The organism is Roseococcus suduntuyensis (genome assembly GCF_014196305.1).
Lineage (GTDB): Bacteria > Pseudomonadota > Alphaproteobacteria > Acetobacterales > Acetobacteraceae > Roseococcus > Roseococcus suduntuyensis.
Map to the genome: position 1 here is coordinate 34551 of NZ_JACIDJ010000009.1, position 19390 is coordinate 53940.

Sequence of the window (19390 nt, forward strand, 5' to 3'; positions counted from 1 at the left end):
GTTCGCATGAACATGGTCCCGGCGGGTGCATCCGCCCTTGATCTGCCCGCCGCCATGGCGGCGGCGGCCGCCGAGATCGACGCGGCCCTCGATGAGGTTCTTCCCCGGGTGGAGGGTGATGAGGCGCGGCTCTTCGACGCCATGCGCTATTCCACCATCGGCGGCGGCAAGCGGCTGCGCGGCTTCCTGGTGCTGGAAGGCGCCCGGCAGTTCAACGTCTCGCGCCAGGCCGCCCTGCGGGTGGCTTGCGCCATCGAGATGGTGCACGCCTACAGCCTGATCCATGACGACCTGCCGGCCATGGACGATGACGACCTGCGCCGTGGCAAGCCCACCAACCACAAGGCCTTCGACGAGGCCACCGCCATCCTGGCCGGCGATGCGCTGCAAAGCCATGCCTTCACCGTGCTGGCCGCCGAAGCGACCCATCCCGACCCCGCCGTGCGCATCGAGCTGGTGCGGATGCTGGCCCATGCCGCCGGCCCGCGCGGCATGGTGGGCGGGCAGATGCTGGACATCATGGCCGAGCAGTCGTGCGGCGCGCTGGACGAAAGCGCCATCGGCCGGCTGCAGCTGCTCAAGACCGGCAAGCTGATCGAATTCTCGGCCGAGGCGGGCGCCGTGCTGGGCAAGGCCGCGCCCTCGCAGCGCCAGGCGCTGGGCGCCTATGGGCGGGAGCTGGGGGCGGCCTTCCAGATCGCCGACGACCTGCTGGACGCCACCGCCACCACCGAGGAGGTGGGCAAGGCCACCGCCAAGGATGCCGGGGCGGGCAAGGCCACGCTGGTGGGACTGCTCGGCCTCGAACGGGCCCGGCTGCAGGCCGAACGACTGGTCGCGCAGGCGCGCGACCACCTGGATGGATTTTCCGAGCGGGCGGACATGCTGCGCGCGCTCGCTGATTTCGTGATCGCGCGGAGGAATTGATGCAAGACCGTCCTGCCACCCCGCTGCTGGACCGGGTCCGCGTCCCCGCCGACATGCGGAATTTCTCCAGCGAACAGCTGCGCCAGCTGGCCGATGAACTGCGCGCCGAGACCATCAGCACCGTCTCCGTCACCGGCGGGCATCTGGGTTCCTCGCTGGGCGTCGTGGAGCTGACGGTCGCCATTCATGCGGTGTTCGACACGCCGCATGACCGGCTGATCTGGGATGTCGGCCACCAGTGCTACCCGCACAAGATTTTGACGGGTCGGCGGGACCGCATCCGCACCCTGCGCCAGGGCGGGGGGCTTTCGGGCTTCACCAAGCGCAGCGAGAGCGAATACGACCCCTTCGGCGCCGCGCATTCCAGCACAAGTATTTCCGCGGGCCTGGGCATGTCGGTTGCCAGTGCCTTGCAGGAGAAGCCGCGCAACGTCATCGCCGTGATCGGCGACGGTTCCATGTCGGCCGGCATGGCCTATGAGGCGATGAACAATGCGGGGGCCGAGAAGGCCAACCTCATCGTCATCCTGAACGACAACGACATGTCCATCGCGCCCCCCGTGGGCGCGATGAGCGCCTATCTGAGCCGCACCATCTCCTCGCGCCCCTTCCTCTCGGTGCGGGACTTCGTGGCCAAGATGGCGAAGAACTTCCCGGGCCCGATCGAGCGCGTGGCCAAGCGCGCCGACGAATATGCCCGCGGCCTGCTGACGGGCGGCACGCTCTTCGAGGAGATGGGCTTCTACTATGTCGGCCCCGTGGACGGCCACAACATGGACCACCTGCTGCCCGTGCTGCGCAACCTGCGCGACACCGGGCACAAGGGCCCCTTCCTGGTCCATGCCGTCACGCAGAAGGGCAAGGGCTATGCGCCGGCCGAGACCAGCGGCGACAAGTATCATGGCGTGCAGAAGTTCGACGTCATCACCGGTGAGCAGCAGAAGGCCCCACCCGGCCCGCCCGTCTACCAGAAGGTGTTCGCCCAGGCGCTGATCGCCGAGGCCGAGGCGGATGAGCGCATCGTCGCCGTCAACGCCGCCATGCCCTCGGGCACCAGCCTCGACATGTTCGCGAAGCGCTTCCCCGAGCGCTGCTTCGACGTGGGCATCGCCGAGCAGCACGCAGTCACCTTCGCCGCCGGCATGGCGACCGAGGGGCTGAAGCCCTTCTGCGCCATCTATTCGACCTTCCTGCAGCGCGGCTACGACCAGGTGGTGCACGACGTGGCGCTGCAGAACCTGCCGGTGCGCTTCGCCATGGACCGCGCGGGGCTGGTCGGCGCCGATGGCGCGACCCATGCGGGCAGCTTCGACATCGCCTATCTCGGCTGCCTGCCCGGCTTCACGCTGATGGCCGCGAGCTGCGAGGTCGAACTCGCCCACATGATCGCCACCATGGCGCAGATCGACGATGGCCCCTCCGGCGTGCGCTATCCGCGCGGCGAGGGCTTCGCGCTGCAACCCCTGCCGGCGCGCGGCACACCCTTGCCCATCGGCAAGGGGCGGGTGGTGCGCGAGGGCAGCAAGATCGCCATCCTCTCCTATGGCGCGCGGTTGCAGGAATGCCTGAAGGCGGCGGATGAACTCGCCACCTACGGCCTGTCCTGCACGGTGGCCGATGCGCGCTTCGCCAAGCCGCTGGACACCGCGCTGGTCGAGCAGTTGGCGAAGCACCATGAGGTGCTGATCACCATCGAGGAAGGCAGTCTGAACGGCTTCGGGGGCCTGGTCATGCACCACCTGGCGCTGAAGGGGCTGCTGGACCATGGCCTCAAGTTCCGGCCGATGACGCTGCCGGACATCTGGATCGACCACGAAAGCCCGAAGAAGCAATACGACATCGCCGGGCTGAACGCGCCGCACATTACGGCGATGGCACTCAGCGCGCTGGGCAAGGAGGCGCTGGCCGTTTCCGCCAGCGCCTGAGACTTGGCCAAGCAGCGCGCCGATGTGGCGCTGGTGGAGCGCGGCCTCGCGGAAAGCCGCACCCGCGCCCAGGCGCTGATCATGGCGGGCCTCGTCTATTCGGGCGAGGCGCGCATCAACAAGCCGGGCGAGACCATCGCCGAGGGCCGCCCGCTGGAACTGCGCGGGCAGGACCATCCCTGGGTCTCGCGCGGGGGCGTGAAGCTGGCGCACGGCATCGCGCATTTCGGTTTCGAGGCTGCGGGGCGGGTGGCGCTGGATGTGGGCGCCTCCACCGGCGGCTTCACCGACGTGCTGCTGCACCACGGCGCCGCGCGGGTCTATGCGGTGGATGTGGGGCACGGCCAACTGGCGTGGAAACTGCGCAACGACCCGCGCGTGGTGGTGATGGAGCGGGTGAATGCCCGGCACCTGACGGCCGAGGACATCCCCGAACCCATCACCGCTTTGGTCTGCGATGCCAGCTTCATCGGCCTGCGCGTGGTGCTGCCGGCGGCCATGGCGCTTTGCGCGCCGGGCGCCTGGGCGGTGGCGCTGATCAAGCCGCAGTTCGAGGTGGGGCCCGCCATCGCCAAGGGCGGCGTGGTGCGCGACGCGGCGGTGCATGAGGCCGTCTGCGCCGAGATGGCCGCCTGGTGGGCCACACAGCCGGGCTGGGTGGTGCGGGGCGTGGAGCCCTCCCCGCTGCTCGGCCCCGAGGGCAACCGCGAATTCCTGATCGGGGCGGAGAGGGTGGGCTGACCAGTCGGCCCCTACCCGCTATGCCGGTGCGACATTTTCCTGAAAGGCTGCGACATGACGCTCAAGATGGATGATCTGGTGAAGGGCGAGGGCGCCATGGCGCTCGCCGGCAAGGAGGTCTCGGTCCACTACACGGGCTGGCTGTTCGACGCCTCGGCCGAGGACAACAAGGGTGCGAAGTTCGACAGCAGCTTCAACCGCGGCGTGCCCTTCAGCTTCACCCTCGGCGAAGGCCGCGTCATCGCGGGCTGGGACCGTGGCGTGGCCGGGATGCGCGTGGGCGGCCAGCGCCGCCTGACCATCCCGCCCGAGATGGGCTATGGCGCGCGCGGCGCCGGCGGCGTCATTCCGCCCAACGCCACGCTGGTGTTCGACGTGGAGCTGCTGGAAGTCACGGGTTAGCTTTGCGTTAGCGACTGATTCACCGCGCCGGCGATTCCGCCTTCGCGGATCAGGCGCTAAGGCCCCTTCCGGCCGCGCTTGCCCTTCTTCGGGTCATAGCCCCCGCCGCCGGGGCCCATGGGCTTGGGCTTCCAGTCCTTGCGCGGAGTGGCCTCCCGCAGGGACCGCCCGGCCTCGTTGGGGGCCAGGGCGGGTAGCCCCAGATCCAGCGCCTCCAGCCGCTTGATCTCGTCGCGCAGCCGCGCCGCCGTCTCGAATTCCAGGTCGGCGGCGGCGGCCCGCATGCGGCGTTCCAGCTCCGCGATGCTGGCGCGGAGGTCCTTGCCCACGAAATCGGCGCTGGTGTCGCCCTCCACAGCCTCGACGGTGACGTAGTCGCCCTGGCTGATGTCCTTGAGCACGTCGCTGATGCCACGCCGGATGGTGGTGGGCGTGATGCCGTGCTCGGTGTTCCAGGCGATCTGCTTGGCGCGGCGGCGCTCGGTCTCCTCCAGGGCGCGCTTCATGCTGTCGGTCATGCGGTCGGCGTAGAGCACGACGCGGCCCTCGGCGTTGCGCGCGGCGCGGCCGATGGTCTGGATCAAGCTGGTGGTGCTGCGGAGGAAGCCCTCCTTGTCCGCGTCCAGGATGGCCACCAGCGCGCATTCGGGAATGTCCAGCCCCTCGCGCAGCAGGTTGATGCCGATCAGCACGTCGAAGACGCCGCGGCGCAGGTCGCGGATGATCTCGATTCGCTCCAGCGTGTCCACATCGCTGTGCAGGTAGCGGACGCGCACGCCCATCTCGGTGAGGTATTCCGTGAGCTGCTCGGCCATGCGCTTGGTCAGCACCGTCACCAGCACGCGGCCGCCCTGGCTCGCGACCAGCTTCACCTCGGCCAGCAGGTCATCCACCTGGCCTTCCACCGGGCGGATTTCGCAGACGGGGTCCACGAGGCCGGTGGGGCGGATCACCTGCTCGGCGAAGGTGCCGCCGGTGCGTTCCATCTCCCAGGGGCTGGGCGTGGCGCTGACGAAGAGGGTCTGCGGGCGGAAGCTGTCCCACTCCTCGAATTTCAGCGGGCGGTTGTCGGTGCAGGAGGGCAGGCGGAAGCCGAAATCGCTCAGGATGATCTTGCGCGCATAGTCGCCCCGATACATGCCGCCGATCTGCGGGACCGTGACATGGCTCTCGTCCACGATCAGCAGCGCGCCCTCGGGCAGGTATTCGAACAGGGTGGGCGGCGGCTCGCCCGGGTTCCGGCCGGAGAGGTAGCGGCTGTAGTTCTCGATGCCTTTGCAGGAACCGGTGGTCTCCATCATCTCGATGTCGAAGGTGGTGCGCTGGTCCAGGCGCTGGGCCTCCAGCAGCTTGCCCTCGGCCTCCAGCTGCGCGAGGCGCTCCTTCAGCTCGACCTTGATGCGGCCGATGGCCTGGGTCAGCGTGGGCCGCGGCGTGACGTAGTGGCTGTTGGCGTAGATGGAGAGCTTCTCGAACTCGCCCGTGATCTCGCCCGTCAGAGGGTCGAATTCGCGCAACCCGTCCACCTCGTCGCCGAACAGCGAGATGCGCCAGGCGCGGTCTTCCAGATGGGCGGGCCAGACGTCCAGGTTCTCGCCGCGCACGCGGAATGTGCCGCGCTGGAAGGCGGCGTCGTTGCGGCGGTATTGCTGCTCGACCAGCCCCTTCACCAGCGCATCGCGGCCGATGGTGCCGCCCTGCTCCAGCTTCACCACCATGTTCGAGTAGGTTTCGACGGAGCCGATGCCGTAGATGCAGGACACCGAGGCCACGATCACCACATCCCGCCGCTCCAGCAGCGCCTGGGTGGCGGAATGGCGCATCCGGTCGATCTGTTCGTTGATCTGGCTGTCTTTTTCGATATAGGTGTCGGTGCGCGGCACATAGGCTTCCGGCTGGTAGTAATCGTAGTAGGAGACGAAGTATTCCACCGCGTTGTCGGGGAAGAAGGACTTCATTTCTCCATAGAGCTGCGCCGCCAGCGTCTTGTTGGGCGCGAGGATCAGGGTGGGGCGCTGCACCGCCTCGATCACCTTCGCCATGGTGAAGGTCTTGCCCGAGCCGGTGACGCCCAGCAGCACCTGGTCGCGCTCGCCCTCCGTCACCCCGCGCGTCAGTTCCGCGATGGCGGTGGGCTGGTCGCCGGCCGGCTCCAGGGTGCGCTTCGTGCCATCCGCCTGCTCCACCTCGAAGACGCAGCGCAGTGGCTTGCCCCCTTCCGGCATGGGCTGGCGGATCGGCTGGAAGAGCACGGGGGCGACGTGATTCATGGGCGGAGATATGGGGCGCGCCGGGGACGCGGCCAAGTCATGTCGCAGTGCAACCTCTGGGAGGGAAGGGGCGTTCAGGGCGTGCCGGTGGCTGAGCTTGAGCTGCCCACTGGCGCCCAAGGAACCTCGCCATGCCCCGTCCCGCCTGAGCCATGCAACGTCGCACGCTTCTCCTGGGCGCCGGCCCGCTGCTCGCCACGCCCTTCGCCGCGAGCCCCGTGGCGCAGACCGCGCCGCCACCCGTCGTCACCGCCCCCTTCACCGCCGACAAGGTGACGGAGCTGGCGCGCGACCTGTCCACCCGCGCCCCGCGCCCGCGCCAGGCCGACCTGCCGCGCCGCTTCGCCGATCTCGATTATGATGGCTATCGGCGCGTGCATTTCGACGCCGAGCAGGCGCTGTGGCGTGCCGATGGCCTGTCCTTTCAGCTGCAGCCTCACCATCGCGGTTTCCTGTTCCGCGAGAAGGTGATGCTGCACGAGGTGGTGGGGGAGGAGGTCCGCCCCATCCCCTACCAGGCGGCGCAATTCCGCTTCGAGGGTGTCGAGGCCCCCGCCGAGAATGAGGAGCTCGGCTTCGCGGGCTTCCGCCTGCTGGCGCGCCTCAACCGCCCGGACCATTTCGACGAGGTCTGCGTCTTCCTGGGCGCCAGCTATTTCCGCGCGGTGGGGCGTGGTCAGGACTATGGCATCTCGGCGCGCGGGCTCGCCATCGGCACCGCCTCGGCCGCCGGCGAGGAATTCCCCGCCTTCACCGAGTTCTGGATCGAGCGCCCGGCCCCGCATGCGAGCTCCATCCGCGTGCACGCCCTGCTGGAGAGCGACAACGTCACCGGCGCCTATGTCTTCGACATCATGCCCGGCGACACCACGCTGATGCAGGTGCGCGCCACCCTTTTCCCCCGGCGCGACCTGCCGCGCGTGGGCATCGCGCCGGGCACCAGCATGTTCTTCTTCGGCCCCCATGCGCCGGGCGGCGGCATGGATTTCCGGCCCGCCGTGCATGACAGCGACGGGCTGATGATGCGCAACAGCCATGGCGAGCAGATCTGGCGTCCGCTCACCAACCCCGGCACCCTGCAGGCCAGCGGCTTCCGCGACGAGGCGCCGCGCGGCTTCGGCCTGATCCAGCGCCGGCGCGGCTTCGCCGACTACCAGGACCTGGAGGCGCGCTACCACACGCGGCCCGACCTCTGGGTGGAGCCTCTGGGCCAATGGGGCCCGGGCGAGGTGCATCTCGTGGAAATCCCGACGCGCTCGGAAATCCATGACAACATCTACGCCGCCTGGGCGCCGCGGGCCGGGCTGGTGGCTGGCCGCCCGGCGGAATTCCACTACCGCCTGCATTGGCGCGGCCGCTCGGAAGACGCGGCGGTGCTGCGCTTCGCCTCCACCCGCATGGCGGATGCCGGCAATGGCGCGCGCCGCTTCGTGCTGGACACCACGCCGCTGGCCCCGCTCGGCGCCAGCGCCGATGAGCCGCCCGAGGTGATGGTGGACAGCAGCCCCGGTCGCGTGCGCGACATCGTGCTGCAACCCAACCCCGAGACGCGCGGCTGGCGCCTGGCCTTCGTCATGGAACCTGGCCGCGCCTCGCTGGTGGAACTGCGCGTGCGGCTCATGCGGGGCGAGACGGCGCTCTCCGAGACCTGGCTCTACCGGTGGACGGCCTGATCCCCCGCGCGGAGGCGCTGCCGCCCGAGGCGCCTCTCGCCATGCCGGTGCACCCGCTGGCGCACCGGCCGGAGCCGCCGCCGGCACCCCATGACCGGAAAACGGGCGACATCCGAATCGGCCTGCGTCGCGCGCTCGTTTTCGGCAGCACGATCATCCTGACCGTCTTCGCCATCCACGAGATGTGGGAGGTGCTGGACGATGCGCGCTGGACCTCGCTCGGCGCCATCATGACGGCGCTGTTCGGGATGCTGTTCTTCTGGATCGCGCTGTCCTTCACCAGCGCGCTGGCGGGCTTCCTGGTCATGCTGCACCGGCCCCGCGCGGTGCGGCCCGAGGCCCCGCCGCAGGGTCGCACCGCGCTGCTGATGCCCATCTACAACGAGCCTGTGCCGCGGATGGAGGTGGCGTTGACCGCGCTGCGCGCCTCGCTCGACCAGGCGGGGGTGGCGCACCTCTTCGACATCTTCATCCTGAGCGACACGCGCGACCCCGAGGCGCGCGCGGCGGAGTGGGGGGCGGCACGGCGCCTGCGCGAATTGCCGGGGGCCGCCGTCTATTTCCGCTGCCGTGAGGAAAACACCCACCGCAAGGCTGGCAACATCGCCGAATGGGTGCGGCGCTTCGGCGATGCCTATGGCCAGTTCCTCATCCTCGACGCCGACAGCCTGATGGAGGCGGAGACGCTGGTCGCCATGGCCGCGCGCATGGAGGCGGAGCCCCGCATGGGCCTGCTCCAGACCCTTCCCATGCTGCACGGGGGGCGGACGCTGTTCGCGCGCCTCCAGCAATTCGCGGGGCATGTCTATGGGCCCACGCTCGCGCATGGCCTGGCCTGGTGGACGGGGGCGGAGGGCAATTACTGGGGCCACAACGCCATGATCCGCACCCGCGCCTTCGCGGAGGCGGCAGGGTTGCCCGAACTGCCCGGCCGCAAGCCCTTCGGCGGGCAGATCATGAGCCATGACTTCGTCGAGGCCGCGCTGCTGCGCCGCGCCGGCTGGCAGGTCGTCTTCGACCCCGCCCTGGGCGGGAGCTGGGAGGAGGGGCCGCCCACATTGCCCGATCTGTGCGTGCGTGACCGGCGCTGGTGCCAGGGCAATCTCCAGCACGCGGCAGTGATCGGGGCGCCGGGGCTGCACCCGGTCAGCCGGCTGCACATGGCGCAGGGCATCTTCGCCTATGTGAGCGCGCCGCTCTGGCTCGCCTTCCTGCTGATCGCGCTGATGGTGGGCGTGCAGGCACGCTTCGTGCGGCCGGAATACTTCCCCGCCACCCCGGTGCTGTTCCCGCAATGGCCGGTGATCGACGCCGAACGGGCGCTGGCCGTCTTCGCCGGCACCATGGCGCTGCTGCTGGCGCCCAAGGTCATGGGGGCGATCGCGTTCGCTCTCTCGCCCGAGGGGCCACGGCGCATCGGCGGGCAGTTGCGCCTGCTGGGGGGGCTGGTCTTCGAGATCATTCTCTCGGCGCTGCTCTCGCCCATCACCATGGTCACCCAGATCCGCCAGCTCTGGGCCATCCTGCGCGGGCGCGACAGTGGGTGGGAGTCGCAGCGGCGCGACGCCGGCGCCTGGGCGTGGCGCGAGGGCTTTCGCTTCTCGCGCGGGCATGTGGTGTTGGGGCTGATCCTCTTCGCCATCGCCTATGCCATGGAGCCGATGGTGGCGGCCTGGATGTCGCCCGTGCTGGCGGGGTTGCTGTTGGCGCCGGCGCTGGTGGGATGGACCTCTGGCGAGGCCGGAAGGGCAGCTCGGGCTTTGCTGGAGACGCCGCCGGAGGCCCGGCCGACCCCCGTCCTGCGGCTCGCGGAGGCAACCCGGATGGCCTGAGGGCGTTGATCCGACAGTAAGACATAACGGAGAAAACGCCATGAGTGACAATCATCGCAGCACGACACCCGGCGCCGCCTATGGCGACGTGGCGCGTGACGAGACCCATACCCTGATCTCCTCCTACAAGATCGAGGGGACGAGCGTTTACGATCCCAACCGCCAGCACCTCGGCTCGGTCCACAGCGTGATGATCGGCAAGGAAGACGGCAAGGTCGCCTATGCGGTCCTGACCTTTGGTGGCTTCCTGGGCCTCGGGTCGCGCTACTACCCGATCCCCTGGTCCGAGCTGACCTATGTGCCCGGGCAGGATGGGTATGTGACCTCGTTGACCGAGGCGCAGCTGACCGGCGCGCCGAGCTACGACTCCTATGACGAGGCGGGCTGGGGCGACACCGGCTGGCGTGGGGCGGTGGACCGCCACTATGTCTCGCCGGGCACCTCGGCGCGCACGCTGGGTGGCAGCGGCCGGATCTGATCCGGAATTGGGCCAGGGGATTTCGATTCCCTGGCTCTTTTTTTGACCTTCAGCCGCCGTTGCCGCCGCCGGTCGGGTTGGTCGAGGCCATCATGCGGGCCACGGCCAGAATGGCATTGCGGTTCTTCGGGTCGCCGATGGCGCTGAAGAGCTGGATCAGTTCCAGAAGGTCTTCGCCGGTGGAGGCTTCGGCGGAAATGACCGGGACAGGTTCCGGCGCGGCCGACTCCAGCAGCACATCCGGCCGAACGCCCAAGGCCTCGGCGATGGCGATCATGCGGCTGGCGGCCACGCGGGTGGCGCCGGTCTCATAGCGGTGCAGCTGCGCGCCCGTGACGCCGACGGCGCTGGCCAGTTCCTTCTGCGTCATTCCGCGGGAACGGCGCAACTCCCGCACCTTGCGTCCCAGCGCCGAGTCGCTAGGCATGGGCGCGCGCACGCGGGCGGGTGCGGATGCGTCCATCTCCTCGACCTCGATGCGGGACGGGTTGTCGCGTGCGGGACCGCCACCGGAGCCGCCCGTCGTCCTTCCGGCCATGGTGGTGCCGGTGGGAAGATTCATGCGCCCGTCCATTTGGATTCCCATAAACATGTTCCCTTCCACGTGCGCAGCGCTTTCAGGGCGATCGCACGGAGTCGCTACAGGGTCTGACAAGGAAGTTCTGGTTGATGATGAACGCAACAGTAAGAAATGCGGTTGCATCATGATTTTCTTGATGCGTGAAGATATACCACGAGTCGCAAACCGCCAACCTTCTGCTTTTTTTGCCGCGAAGACAGGCTTGATCTCTGTTTTTTGAGAGCGCCCTTGGAAATTTTACTTCGTGCTGGGCAATTCGGCTGAGCACCTGAAAGCTGAGATGGCGCTGAAGTGATGAGCCACCCCAGGTCTAGTGGTTGTGGTTGAACGTCACGACGATAAGCGGAATGCGTGGTTGGTGGCAATCGGTGCAAATGCGAATTCGACGCAATTCGCCGCGGCCCTGCCGGAGTGGCGGCAACTGGCGGCGATGATCAATTGCGCTATGTGCAGCATATTTATCTGTTTTATGCAAATTTTTTTCGCATCGCCGTCCCTTGGCGTGTATTTTCCGTCACGCATCATTCATCGCCAAGGGCATGATCAAGCGAGACGGGTCACGGTTCGGGTCAAGGTGCCGATCTGCGCCTGCATGTGGATGCGGTCCCGTCACCCCCCCCCCTCCCCAATTCGTGGCCAAGGAAGTGAACAAGCTCTTCGCATGACGTCCCTGGCAATACACGCCATTCCATACCGAAATCTCTCGCGAACAGGCCCTTGATCGTGCGGATTTCGATGGAGAATGCTCCCCCATATCCATTACTTTGACAGCAACCTGGAGTCGTTGGGGGTTTCGGCAGCACACGGGAGGGGTGAGTTCATTTGCGTGTCCTGACCATCCTGGGCACCCGCCCCGACGCGATCAAGCTGGCCCCGGTGGTGCAGACACTGGCCGCGACACCTGGAGTCGCTTCTATTGTGTGCGTCACGGGGCAGCACCGATGGATGCTCGATCAGGTGCTGCAGGTCTTTGGCCTGGTACCCGACCATGACCTCGACATCATGAAGCCCGGCCAGGATCTGACCCATGTCACCACCGCCGTGCTGAACCGGCTTGGCCCGGTGCTGGACCAGGCGCGGCCGGACTGGGTGATCGTGCAGGGCGACACCACCACCGCCCTGGCCGCCGCCCTGGCCGCCTTCTACCGCCATGCGCGGGTGGCGCATGTTGAGGCGGGGCTGCGGACGGGCGACATCCAGGCGCCCTGGCCGGAGGAGATGAACCGCCGCCTCATCGCCCAGATCGCCCAGTTGCATTTCCCGCCCACCAAGGCCGCGGCCGCGAATCTCCGTCGCGAGGGCATCGCGGAGGGACGCATCCTCGTCACGGGCAACACCGTGGTGGACGCGCTGCACCAGGTCGCCGCGCGACTCGAAGCGGACCCGGAGCAGGCGGCCCGCTTCGCGCGGGAATTCGCCTGGCTCGACCCCGCGCGGCGCCTCATCCTCGTTACCGGCCATCGGCGGGAGAGCTTCGATGGCGGCCTCGCCCGCATCTGCCGGGCGCTTGTGACGCTGGCCCGCCGCGGCGATGTGCAGATCGTCTATCCGGTCCATCCGAACCCCAGGGTGCGGGAGGTGGTCCAGTCCATGCTGGCGCAGAGCCCGGCCATCCACCTCATCCCGCCGCAGGATTATGTGCCCTTCGTGCAGCTCATGCGGCGCGCCCATCTGATCGTGACGGATTCGGGTGGCGTGCAGGAGGAGGCGCCGGGGCTGGGCACGCCCGTGCTGGTCACGCGCGACACGACGGAGCGGCCGGAGGCCATCGCGGCCGGCACGGCCCTGCTGGTCGGCACTAGCGAGGCCGCACTGGTCGCGGCCGCGACGCGCCTGCTCGACGACCCCGCCGCCCATGCCGCCATGGCCCAGGCCCGCAACCCCTTCGGCGATGGCGCGGCGGCCGGGCGCATCGTGGCCCGCCTGCTGGAGGAAGGCGCCCCATGACCCGCTTCAGCCGCGTCTGCGTGATGGGCATGGGCTATATCGGCCTGCCGACCTCGGCCGTCTTCGCCAACCATGGCCTGGAGGTGCTGGGCGTGGACGTGAAGCCCGCCGCGGTCGAGAGCATCAACCGCGGCCAGCCGCACATCGTGGAGCCGGAGCTGGACGTGCTGCTGCGCCAGGTGGTGCAGGCGGGCCGCCTGCGCGCGGCGCTCACACCCGAACCGGCCGACGCCTTCATCCTGGCCGTGCCCACCCCCTTCATGGCGGGCCATGAGCCCGACACCTCGCATATCGAGGCCGCGGCGCGCGCCATCGCGCACGTGCTGGCGCGGGGCAACCTGGTCATCCTGGAATCCACCTCGCCCATCGGCACCACGGAACAGCTCTCGCGCTGGCTCGCGCAGGCGCGGCCGGACCTCACCTTCCCCCACCAGGCGGGCGAGCTGTCGGACATCCGCATCGCCCATTGCCCGGAGCGCGTGCTGCCCGGCCATATCCTGCGCGAGGTGGTGGAGAATGACCGCATCATCGGCGGCCTCACGCGCAAATGCGCGCAGGCCGCGACGCTGCTCTATCGTGTCTTCGCCAAGGGGCAGATCCACCCGACCAATGCCCGCACGGCCGAGATGGCGAAGCTGGCCGAGAACGCCTTCCGCGACGTGAACATCGCCTTCGCCAACGAACTCAGCATGATCTGCGACCGGCTCCGCATCAATGTTTGGGAGCTGATCCGCCTGGCCAACATGCACCCGCGCGTGAACATCCTGCGCCCCGGGCCCGGGGTGGGCGGGCACTGCATCGCCGTGGACCCGTGGTTCATCGTGGCCGCCGACCCCGAGCGCAGCCCGCTGATCCGCACCGCGCGCGAGGTGAACGAGGCCAAGCCCGGCTTCGTGGTGGACAAGGTGCGCCGCCACGCGGCCACGCTGAAGCAGCCCGTGATCGCCTGCCTCGGCCTCTCCTACAAGGCCGATGTGGACGACCTGCGCGAGAGCCCTGCCGTCACCATCGTGGAGGAGCTGGCGCGCGCGGGGGTGGGGGAGCTGCTGGTGGTGGAGCCCCATGTGAACGCGCTGCCGGAGAACCTGGCCGTTCTGGGCCTGCAACTCTGGGATTTCGACCGCGCGACCGAGCGCGCGAACATCCTGCTGCTGCTGGTGGACCATGCCTCCTTCCTGACCGTGGATCACGACGTGGTGAAGGACAAGATCGTGGTGGACACGCGCGGCGCCTGGTGAGGGCGCGGCGCTGATTTTCCCGGAACTGGAACGGCCGGAACTGCAACGGAATGTCATACCAGGCGTTGCCTTGGCCGGAACGCACGTTGCGTCCCGCATCGGAGTTGCTGACATGACCCAGTTCAAGATCCTGGCCGCCGGCCTGTTGCTGCTCGGCGCGGCCTGCGCCCAGACCCCCGGCAACCCGCCCGGCACCGAGGCGAGCCGCGCCGCGGATCGCGCCGCGGGGACGAACATGTCCGGCGCCTACCCCTCGCAGCGCGACGGCACGCCCGGCAACCCGCCCGGCACCCAGGCCACGCGCGCCCTGGACCGCGCGGCGGGCACCAACACCTCGGGCGCCTATCCCGGCCAGGCCGATGGCACGCCGGGCAACCCGCCGGGCACGGCGGCCGGCCGCGCGCTGGACCGCGCGACTCGCTGAGCCTTCAGAGCGGGATGCGTTGAGGTGGAATCACCGAAAACGCTGAAGCCCCGCTCTCAACGATGGCTGGAGCAGGCGGCGTGAACGCTTGTGAGCGCAGCATGCTCTAGGCCGTGTGAAGCTCCAGGAGGGCAGCGGCGAATTCCGCCGGCGCCTCCTGGGGCGGGTTGTGGCCCACCCCGGCGAGGATGCGCCGGGTGAACCCCGGGGCCACGCTTGCCGGCGGCGGATGCACGCCATCGGCCGCGCCATGCAGGTCGAGGGCCGGCACGGTGATGTCCGGCTTGCGCGCCAGCGCGGCCTCGATGGCCTCATGCGCCGGGTCGCCGGCCACCAGGCCGAAGCGGTGGCGGTAGGAATGGAGCACCACCTCCACATAGTCCGGGTTGTCCCAGTGATCGGCGCTGGCGGCGAACTCCGACTCGGTGAAGTGCCATGTGGGCGACCACATGCGCCACAGCAGATGGCCGAATTCGCGGCGGTTGGCCTCAAGGCCGCGTGCCCCGCGCTCTCCATGCAGATAGTATTGATACCAGTAGCGCGCTTCCTGCCCCGGCGGGCCGGGATCGTTGGCGCGGGCGATGTCCTGGATGTTGTAGCCGGTGCAGGACACGAGGCCCGCGCAGCGCGCGGGGTGCAGGGCGGCCACGATGCAGGCCGCGCGCCCGCCCCAGTCATAGCCGGCCAGCAGCGCGCGCGGGATGGACAGGGCGTCCATCAGCGCCAGCAAGTCAGCCCCCAGCGCGCCCTGCGCGCCGGAGCGCAGCACGCCCGGCTTCAGCCGTGTCTGACCATAGCCGCGCAGATGCGGCACCAGCACGCGCAGCCCGGCCTCGGCCAGGATGGGCGCCACACCGTCATAGCAGCGCGCCGCATAGGGGAAGCCGTGCAGCAGGAAGACGGGGGCACCGGTGGCGGGGCCATGGGCCTCCACCGCCACAACCGCCTGCGGGGTTTCGACGGTGAGAAGCTCCATGGCGGGGCGTCCTCAGCCCTTGACGTCGTTCGCCGCCTCGGGGCGGATCACGGCGGAGATGGTGCCGCGGACCACGGTGACGCGCACGCCGTTCGCGATCTCGACCTCCACCTCGTCCGAGGTCTCCTTCACGAGCTTCACCTCGCCCAGGATGCCGCCCGCGGTCACCACGCGGTCGCCGCGCTTCAGCGCGCCCAGCATCGCCTTGTGTTCCTTCATCTTCTTCTGCTGCGGACGGATCAGCAGGAAGTAGAAGACGACGAAGATGAGGATGAGCGGCAGAAGCTGCATCACGATGGCGCCAGCGCCGCCGGCGGCGTCCTGGGCGTAGGCCGGGGAGATGAACATGGGTCCTCGCAGGGGCGATGGGGGAGAGATGGAGAGGCCGCAACCTAGCCCCCCCGCCCCCAGCGTCAAGCAGAGGGGCGTCAAGGCAAGGCGTGCCGGCCCCCACTGGACTTGCGGCCGGGGCGGGGCTTCAACATCCGCATGGACGCTGAACTGCTGGCCCGCATCGCCGCCGCCCTCGAACGCCTGGCCCCGCCGCCCCCGCCGCCGCCGACCCTGGAGGGGGCCGATGCCTTCGTCTGGCACCCGCCCGCCCGGCTGCAGCCGGTCCCGGTGGTCAGCCGGGTGGACATCACGCTGCTGCAGGGGGTGGCGCGGCAGAAGGCGATCCTGCTGGAGAACACGCTGCGCTTCGCGCGCGGCCTGCCGGCCAACAACGCCATGCTCTGGGGCGCGCGCGGCATGGGGAAGTCCTCGCTGGTGAAGGCGGCCCATGCCGAGGCCAATGCCCAGCACCCGGGCAGCCTGGCGCTGATCGAGATCCATCGCGAAGACATCCGCACCCTGCCCGAATTGCTGAACCACCTGCGCGCGCAGCCCCGGCGCGCGCTGGTGTTCTGCGACGACCTCTCCTTCGAGAAGGAGGATGCCGACTACAAGGCGCTGAAATCCGTGCTGGATGGCGGGATCGAGGGGCGTCCGGCCAACGTATTGTTCTACGCGACCAGCAACCGCCGCCACCTGATGCCGCGCGACATGATCGAGAATGAGCGCAGCACCGCCATCAACCCCGCCGAGGCGGTGGAGGAGAAGGTCTCGCTGTCCGACCGCTTCGGCCTCTGGATCGGCTTCCACAACTGCGATCAGGACACCTTCTTCGCCATGATCGACGGCTATGCCGGGGCGATGAACCTGCCGCTCGGCCAGGAGGAGCTGCACAAGGCCGCCATCGAATGGTCCGTCACGCGCGGCGGGCGGTCGGGGCGCGTGGCCTGGCAGTTCATCCAGGAGATGGCCGGCCGGCTTGGGGTGAAGGCGTGAACTTCCTGGACAGCCTGGAGGCGCTGCACGCCCTCTATGGCGTGCCCACCCCCGCCTCGACGCGCAAGGAGGCGTCGCGGATCATCCCAGAATACCGCCGCATCATCGAGGCGGCACCCTTCCTGGCACTCGCCACGGCGGGGCCGGAGGGGCTCGATTGCTCGCCGCGCGGCGATCGGCCGGGGCAGTTGGTCCGCATCCTGGACGACACCACGCTCGCCCTGCCGGATCGGCGCGGCAATGACCGCATCGACAGCCTGCGCAACATCCTGCGCGACCCGCGCGTGGCGCTGATGTTCCTCATCCCCGGCAGCGGCAATGCGCTGCGGGTGAACGGCACGGCCCGCATCACCGCCGACGCCGCGCTGTGCGAGAGCTTCACCATGGAAGGCCGCGCGCCCCGCAGCGTGGCCGTCATCACCGTCGAGACGATCTATTTCCAGTGTGCCCGCGCCGTGATCCGCGCGGGGCTGTGGGAGCCCCATGCCAAGCCCGATCTGCCCACCCCCGGCCAGATCCTGGCCGCGCTGACGGCGGGCGAGGTCGGTGGCGCGCGCTATGACAGCGAATGGCCGGAGCGCGCGGCCAAGACCATGTGGTGAGGCTCGGCCCCGCCACCCGCGACGCGCGCGGGCGCTTCCTCAACCCCGATGGCGGCCAGGCCTTCCAGCCGCTCGGGCGGGTGCTGCGGATGCTGACCGAAAGCCGGGGCACCCCGTGGCCGCGTGACCTGCGCGACCCACCCCAGCCCCCGCCGCCCACGCAGGTGCCGGCAGGGCAGGGGGCCTTCACCTTCCTGGGCCACTCTACCTTCCTGGTGCGGCTGGCCGATGGCACCACGTTGCTGACCGACCCCATCTTCAGCGAGCGATGCAGCCCCTTCACCTGGATCGGGCCGCGCCGCGCCCGGCCGCCCGCTATTGCCCTGGATGCCCTGCCGCGCATTGACGCCGTGCTGGTCAGCCACGGGCATTACGACCACATGGACCTGCCCAGCCTGCGCGCCCTGCACGCACGCTGGCAGCCGCGGCTCATCACGGGCCTGGGTCATGCCGAATTCCTGGCGCGGAACGGCGTGCCCGGCGCGGTGGAGCTGGATTGGGGCCAGGCGGCGCCGCTGCCCGGCGGCCACCGGGCCACCTATGTGCCCATGCGGCATTTCTCGGCGCGCGGCATTCGTGACCGCGCCCTGGCGCTGTGGGGTGGCTTCGGGGTGAAGGTTGTGGACGGCGGCCGCTTCCTGTTCGCGGGCGACACGGCGGCGGGGGGGCATCTGGACGCCATCGGCGCGCATTTCGGCGGCTTCGGCGCGGCCCTGATCCCGATCGGCGCCTATGAGCCGTTGTGGTTCATGCAGCATGTCCACATCACGCCGGAGCAGGCGCTGGAAGCGCAGCGGCAATTGCGCGCCCGCACCGCCATCGCCATGCATTTCGGCACCTTCAAGCTGACGCAGGAGGGCATTGACGAACCCGCCCAGCGGCTGCTGGCCGCGCGCGGGGCGCAGGATTTCCGGGTGCCCGGCTTCGGGGAGACGCTGGTCCTGGATCTCGGTTGAAGCCGGGCCGGCGCGGCTTGGCGTCAGTTCACCATGATCCCGGCATCGCGGGTCAGGCTGCCGGTCAAGGCCTTCTGCGCCGCGACGAATGCCGCGAATTCGGCCGGCATGCTGCCGACCGGGACCATCCCGATGGCCCCCAGCCGTTCCAGCACCACCGGCTGGAACAGCGCCTCGCGCAGCACCGCCTGCAGCCGCGCAAGGATCGGCCCGGGCGTGCCGGCGGGCGCGAACACGCCGCCCCATTCGTTCCAGTCATAGCCCGCGAGCCCCGCCTCCTGGAGGGTCGGCAGGTCCGGGAAGGCCGGCAGGCGGGCGGCGGTGGACACGGCCAGGCCGCGCAGCCGCCCATCGCGCACCAGCGCCGCCGTGCTGCCGACCGTGCCGATATGGAAGTCCACCGTGCCGGCGAGCAGCCCCTGCACAGCCGGGCCGCCGCCGCGGAACGGCACATGCGTCACCTCGAACCCGGCCAGCTTCTGGAACAGCGCACCGGCGTAGTGGGTGGAGGCGCCATTGCCGCCCGAGGCGTAGGTCAAGGGCCGCCCGGCCGCGGCGCGGGCGCGTCCCAGTGCCAGGAACTCGACGATGGTCTGGGCCGGAAGGGAGGGGTGCGCGGCCAGCAGCAGCGGCACGGAGGTCAACTGCGTCACCGGCGCGAAGGCGGTGTCGTAGCTGAAGGCGAGGTTGCTGAGCAGGAAGGGGGCCGCCGCGTGCTGCGAGGCATCGAACAGCAGCGTGTGCCCATCGGCCGGCGCGGAAGCGACGTTGCCTGCCGCGAGGCTGCCCACCGCGCCGCCGCGATTCTCGACCACCAGCGGCTGGCCCAGCAATTCGCCCACCCGCGGGGCGATCAGCCGCGTCACGGCGTCAATGGCACCGCCCGGTGGAAAGGAAAGCACGGCACGGACCGGCCGTGTGGGAAAGCCCGCCTGCGCGCGAAGCGGCAGCGGCGAGGCCAGCAGGGGCGCGGCCCCCATGAGGGCGCGACGCGGAATGAACATATGTGTCGTTTCCTGTCTGGGTGGACAGGCGTTTCCCTGGTTGTAGATAGCTGCGCCCGCCCCGGGCCGCAAAGCGGAAAGGATGC

General features: G+C 69.4%; 18 protein-coding genes. 13 read left to right on the forward strand and 5 right to left on the reverse strand.

The window, feature by feature from the left end; genetic code table 11:
* Nucleotides 1–6 precede the first annotated feature (6 nt).
* Genes GGQ83_RS18590 through GGQ83_RS18605 form a run of 4 tightly spaced genes read left to right on the forward strand, consistent with a single transcriptional unit; the run spans nt 7 to nt 3995 of the window.
* A complete protein-coding gene (locus GGQ83_RS18590) occupies nt 7–927 on the forward strand; it encodes a polyprenyl synthetase family protein (RefSeq protein ID WP_242534763.1) in 921 nt (306 codons plus the stop codon).
* Nucleotides 927–2852: a 1-deoxy-D-xylulose-5-phosphate synthase gene (gene dxs / locus GGQ83_RS18595; protein WP_184386486.1), complete on the forward strand. Its 1926-nt coding sequence runs from the start codon at nt 927–929 to the stop codon at nt 2850–2852. The genes GGQ83_RS18590 and dxs overlap by 1 nt, the downstream gene beginning before the upstream one ends.
* 3 nt (nt 2853–2855) lie before the next feature.
* The gene (locus GGQ83_RS18600) at nt 2856–3593 is read left to right on the forward strand and encodes a TlyA family RNA methyltransferase (RefSeq protein WP_184386487.1); all 738 of its coding nucleotides are present in this window, start codon (nt 2856–2858) and stop codon (nt 3591–3593) included.
* A gap of 54 nt (nt 3594–3647) precedes the next feature.
* The gene (locus GGQ83_RS18605) at nt 3648–3995 is read left to right on the forward strand and encodes an FKBP-type peptidyl-prolyl cis-trans isomerase (RefSeq protein ID WP_184386488.1); all 348 of its coding nucleotides are present in this window, start codon (nt 3648–3650) and stop codon (nt 3993–3995) included.
* Between the two features lie 56 nt (nt 3996–4051).
* Here GGQ83_RS18605 and uvrB read toward each other — a convergent pair whose 3' ends face one another.
* Nucleotides 4052–6265 carry an excinuclease ABC subunit UvrB gene (gene uvrB / locus GGQ83_RS18610; RefSeq protein ID WP_184386489.1) on the reverse strand — a complete coding sequence of 738 codons (2214 nt, stop codon included), beginning with the start codon at nt 6263–6265 and terminating at the stop codon, nt 4052–4054.
* A gap of 152 nt (nt 6266–6417) precedes the next feature.
* Between uvrB and GGQ83_RS18615 the strand changes: the two genes are divergently transcribed.
* From GGQ83_RS18615 to GGQ83_RS18625, 3 genes are read left to right on the forward strand one after another with little or no spacing between them, the layout of a single operon-like run.
* Nucleotides 6418–7938: a glucan biosynthesis protein gene (locus GGQ83_RS18615; RefSeq protein ID WP_184386490.1), complete on the forward strand. Its 1521-nt coding sequence runs from the start codon at nt 6418–6420 to the stop codon at nt 7936–7938.
* The gene (mdoH, locus tag GGQ83_RS18620) at nt 7926–9770 is read left to right on the forward strand and encodes a glucans biosynthesis glucosyltransferase MdoH (RefSeq protein ID WP_184386491.1); all 1845 of its coding nucleotides are present in this window, start codon (nt 7926–7928) and stop codon (nt 9768–9770) included. The genes GGQ83_RS18615 and mdoH overlap by 13 nt, the downstream gene beginning before the upstream one ends.
* A 40-nt stretch (nt 9771–9810) precedes the next feature.
* Complete coding sequence (locus tag GGQ83_RS18625) at nt 9811–10248, forward strand: PRC-barrel domain-containing protein (RefSeq protein WP_184386492.1); 438 nt, start codon at nt 9811–9813, stop codon at nt 10246–10248.
* 49 nt (nt 10249–10297) lie between these two features.
* Here the strand turns inward: GGQ83_RS18625 and GGQ83_RS18630 are convergent, their stop codons facing one another.
* The gene (locus GGQ83_RS18630) at nt 10298–10852 is read right to left on the reverse strand and encodes a helix-turn-helix domain-containing protein (protein ID WP_184386493.1); all 555 of its coding nucleotides are present in this window, start codon (nt 10850–10852) and stop codon (nt 10298–10300) included.
* 798 nt (nt 10853–11650) lie between these two features.
* On the opposite strand from GGQ83_RS18630, the gene wecB reads away from it, so the two are divergent.
* The 3 genes from wecB to GGQ83_RS18645 all read left to right on the forward strand — a co-directional run bounded on the left by wecB (nt 11651) and on the right by GGQ83_RS18645 (nt 14437).
* Complete coding sequence (gene wecB, locus GGQ83_RS18635) at nt 11651–12775, forward strand: non-hydrolyzing UDP-N-acetylglucosamine 2-epimerase (RefSeq protein ID WP_184386494.1); 1125 nt, start codon at nt 11651–11653, stop codon at nt 12773–12775.
* Nucleotides 12772–14013: a UDP-N-acetyl-D-mannosamine dehydrogenase gene (gene wecC / locus GGQ83_RS18640; RefSeq protein ID WP_184386495.1), complete on the forward strand. Its 1242-nt coding sequence runs from the start codon at nt 12772–12774 to the stop codon at nt 14011–14013. Before wecB ends, wecC begins: the two co-directional genes overlap by 4 nt.
* A 112-nt stretch (nt 14014–14125) precedes the next feature.
* Nucleotides 14126–14437 carry a hypothetical protein gene (locus GGQ83_RS18645; protein ID WP_242534764.1) on the forward strand — a complete coding sequence of 104 codons (312 nt, stop codon included), beginning with the start codon at nt 14126–14128 and terminating at the stop codon, nt 14435–14437.
* A 106-nt stretch (nt 14438–14543) separates the two neighbouring features.
* Here the strand turns inward: GGQ83_RS18645 and GGQ83_RS18650 are convergent, their stop codons facing one another.
* Nucleotides 14544–15413, reverse strand: a complete 870-nt coding sequence (locus tag GGQ83_RS18650; RefSeq protein ID WP_184386496.1) for an alpha/beta fold hydrolase — start codon at nt 15411–15413, stop codon at nt 14544–14546.
* 12 nt (nt 15414–15425) lie between these two features.
* A complete protein-coding gene (gene yajC / locus GGQ83_RS18655) occupies nt 15426–15761 on the reverse strand; it encodes a preprotein translocase subunit YajC (RefSeq protein WP_184386497.1) in 336 nt (111 codons plus the stop codon).
* 141 nt (nt 15762–15902) lie between these two features.
* Here yajC and GGQ83_RS18660 point away from each other — a divergent pair, with 141 nt between their 5' ends.
* Genes GGQ83_RS18660 through GGQ83_RS18670 form a run of 3 tightly spaced genes read left to right on the forward strand, consistent with a single transcriptional unit; the run spans nt 15903 to nt 18300 of the window.
* A complete protein-coding gene (locus tag GGQ83_RS18660; protein WP_184386498.1) occupies nt 15903–16742 on the forward strand; it encodes an ATP-binding protein in 840 nt (279 codons plus the stop codon).
* The gene (locus GGQ83_RS18665; protein ID WP_311728716.1) at nt 16739–17344 is read left to right on the forward strand and encodes a pyridoxamine 5'-phosphate oxidase family protein; all 606 of its coding nucleotides are present in this window, start codon (nt 16739–16741) and stop codon (nt 17342–17344) included. Before GGQ83_RS18660 ends, GGQ83_RS18665 begins: the two co-directional genes overlap by 4 nt.
* Nucleotides 17341–18300: an MBL fold metallo-hydrolase gene (locus GGQ83_RS18670; protein WP_311728718.1), complete on the forward strand. Its 960-nt coding sequence runs from the start codon at nt 17341–17343 to the stop codon at nt 18298–18300. Before GGQ83_RS18665 ends, GGQ83_RS18670 begins: the two co-directional genes overlap by 4 nt.
* A 23-nt stretch (nt 18301–18323) precedes the next feature.
* Here the strand turns inward: GGQ83_RS18670 and GGQ83_RS18675 are convergent, their stop codons facing one another.
* The gene (locus tag GGQ83_RS18675) at nt 18324–19304 is read right to left on the reverse strand and encodes a Bug family tripartite tricarboxylate transporter substrate binding protein (protein WP_184386500.1); all 981 of its coding nucleotides are present in this window, start codon (nt 19302–19304) and stop codon (nt 18324–18326) included.
* Nucleotides 19305–19390: the final 86 nt, after the last annotated feature.

Excerpts from the sequence above, each read along its gene's own strand:
- GGQ83_RS18590 (WP_242534763.1), top strand. The coding sequence starts at position 7 with ATGAACATGGTCCCGGCGGGTGCATCCGCCCTTGATCTGCCCGCCGCC.
- dxs (WP_184386486.1), top strand. The coding sequence starts at position 927 with ATGCAAGACCGTCCTGCCACCCCGCTGCTGGACCGGGTCCGCGTCCCC.
- GGQ83_RS18605 (WP_184386488.1), top strand. The coding sequence starts at position 3,648 with ATGACGCTCAAGATGGATGATCTGGTGAAGGGCGAGGGCGCCATGGCG.
- uvrB (WP_184386489.1), bottom strand. The coding sequence starts at position 6,265 with ATGAATCACGTCGCCCCCGTGCTCTTCCAGCCGATCCGCCAGCCCATG.
- GGQ83_RS18615 (WP_184386490.1), top strand. The coding sequence starts at position 6,418 with ATGCAACGTCGCACGCTTCTCCTGGGCGCCGGCCCGCTGCTCGCCACG.
- GGQ83_RS18625 (WP_184386492.1), top strand. The coding sequence starts at position 9,811 with ATGAGTGACAATCATCGCAGCACGACACCCGGCGCCGCCTATGGCGAC.
- wecC (WP_184386495.1), top strand. The coding sequence starts at position 12,772 with ATGACCCGCTTCAGCCGCGTCTGCGTGATGGGCATGGGCTATATCGGC.
- GGQ83_RS18645 (WP_242534764.1), top strand. The coding sequence starts at position 14,126 with ATGACCCAGTTCAAGATCCTGGCCGCCGGCCTGTTGCTGCTCGGCGCG.
- GGQ83_RS18650 (WP_184386496.1), bottom strand. The coding sequence starts at position 15,413 with ATGGAGCTTCTCACCGTCGAAACCCCGCAGGCGGTTGTGGCGGTGGAG.
- yajC (WP_184386497.1), bottom strand. The coding sequence starts at position 15,761 with ATGTTCATCTCCCCGGCCTACGCCCAGGACGCCGCCGGCGGCGCTGGC.
- GGQ83_RS18660 (WP_184386498.1), top strand. The coding sequence starts at position 15,903 with ATGGACGCTGAACTGCTGGCCCGCATCGCCGCCGCCCTCGAACGCCTG.
- GGQ83_RS18675 (WP_184386500.1), bottom strand. The coding sequence starts at position 19,304 with ATGTTCATTCCGCGTCGCGCCCTCATGGGGGCCGCGCCCCTGCTGGCC.